This is a genomic window from Butyrivibrio sp. WCE2006 (assembly GCF_000701985.1).
Lineage (GTDB): Bacteria > Bacillota > Clostridia > Lachnospirales > Lachnospiraceae > Butyrivibrio.
This window is the reverse complement of the sequence record NZ_JNKH01000087.1, coordinates 1-2,348: the sequence shown is the minus strand read 5'-3', so window position 1 is coordinate 2,348 and position 2,348 is coordinate 1. Positions and strand designations below refer to the sequence as shown.

The window sequence follows — 2,348 nt, the reverse complement described above, 5'->3', positions numbered from 1 at the left end:
CTCCTGACTTTGTCGCGACAAAGGACAAACACATTTCATATGAAAGGGGAAAACTTTATGAAGAAAAACAAACGAATATGGTCATGGGCACTGGCAGGTGCGCTGGCTGTAAGTAATCTGAGCGTTGTCGCAGCGCCGTTTACTAGTATTGTGGCACAGGCGGCTGTGACAGCAACAAGTCTGACACTTTCCCAAAACATGCTTCTAGCAAATGGAACGGATAAGATAACTGTGACGCTTGATGAAACGGTAGAAGCTGATAATGAAGGCGACGAGATGACTGTGGTAATTAAGGACAAAAGTGGTACTCCAGTAACTAGCGGTAAGTTTACGGAGACTCCTACGGCGGTCACTAAGTCGACTGGAGGAAACAAAAAAGCCACGGATAAAGAAGATATAACTGTTGCGGCTAGTACAGTTCCTTCAGGTGTATATACATTAGAGGCTACTGCCAATAGTATTACTAAGACTGCTACTTTTACAGTTAATAATTATTCTGTGAGTGTTGAGGGAGATACAACGCCTACAGGTATGACTTTTACAGCTGGAAAATCTTACACTGTATTGGTAAAGGATGATGATGAAGATATTTCAATGGCATGCGCAGGTAAATTGACTAAAGGTAGTAGTAGTGCAACATATACAAATGGGGTACTGACAATTAATGATAATGCAATTAAGAATACTGATATAGAGTTAGCGATAACTCCACCTGGGAGAGAGACCGCTGTAGCAGCATTAACAATAGACGGTAAGGTTGGTGCTAAAGCTAGTGGTATTGATGAACCTCTGAATGTAGTGGTAGACCCGGATAAAATAGAGATCACTTCAAATGGGGGTGCAGCAGGCAGTGGTGCTAAACTCGTCACTATGATTGGCGGAGCACCTACTCCACCTACCGGTTATACTTTAGGAGCTACATCTTATAATGCGTATGTAGTAAGTGGTGGTGGCATCCGTGATGTTACTAAGGACGGAACTGACGATAACAAATGGACAATTGAAGCTGATAATGTTGATAAAAAGACAACAGCAACTGTAAGATATTCCATTAAAGCAACTGCTACTGATGGTACGGCAGCTGGAAGAGATCCTATAAACTATTCAGGATATGTTGATAAGACAGTGACAATTCTCCCTAATCCAACATATAAATATACAGTTACTGGTGCTAATTATGATGAAAAAACTAGTACAGTTACTATTAATGAAGGAAAAGGCGCTGTTACTCTTACTGCATCTGTAGATCCTGCTAATGCAGATATGCCTACTACGGATGATGTTATGTATACTTGGACACCAAGTTCTACAACATACTTTACTATAACTCCTGATGGCGGTAAGGTAACGATTACTCCTGTCAGCCCATTCAAAAAAGTAACAGCAGGAGAGAACGTTACTGTTGCAGCAACTAAAAAGGATGGTTCTACTATACCTGGCATATTGGCTACTACAGTAACAATTAATGTTGTATTAGATACTGATAAATTGCCTTCTGTTGCAGCTGATAAGACTACTGTAAAAGAAAATGATACAGTTAAGTTCACTGTTTATGAACCAGATGGTACAGCAGTTAAGACACTTGGAGCAAACTATAAATTGTTAGCTGATGCAACTGATATCTCATCATCTTACGAAAGCGGGTATAAGTTTACATCTCAAAAGGCTTACAAAGTAAAAGTACACGATAATAACAGAAATGTTGATAGTAAAGAGATCACTGTAGTTGTAAAGGCTGACGGTGCGATTGATGCAACAGACCTTAAGCTTGACAAAGACAATGTCACATTTGAAGATAATACCACACCTACTTCAATTGATGTGAAAGCAACCGTATTACCTGATGGATCAGTTGATCCTGCCAAAATAGCTACTATTGCTACTGTTACTCCTAAATCAAATGATACAGATGTTGTTACGGTAGCGGAGAAAACTTCAGGTGGCCCTTATCCTACAGCAGCTAACATGACGGAATTTACGATTACTCCTGTTGGGCCTGGTGAGACAACAGTTGAATTTGTTGCAGATGATGGAGCCTTTACAAAAGAAGTATCTGTAGTAGTTGGCGGATATAAAGGAATTGTACTTACCAGTGATGCAACAGAAGTAAATATTGATAGAACACTTACTATCAATGCTGATGTTCAGGTTTACGGCGATAGCTTCTCCAAGGACATCATTTGGCACTCATCTGACGAATCTGTTGCAACTGTAAAAGATGGTGTTGTAACTGGTATTTCAAATGGAACAGCTAAGATTTATGCAACAGCAAAGAATGATTCCACAAAGAAGTCAAACGAAATCGTAATTGAAGTTGTTGATACAATCATCAAGGCTCTTGAAGCAGC

Annotated in this window: 1 protein-coding gene; it reads left to right on the top strand. The window is 39.8% G+C overall.

What is annotated here, in order from left to right:
* Window positions 1–57: 57 nt before the first annotated feature.
* Window positions 58–2,348 (top strand): Ig-like domain-containing protein (locus T501_RS19315; RefSeq protein WP_044917144.1); only part of this gene is annotated, 2,291 nt, incomplete at its 3' end.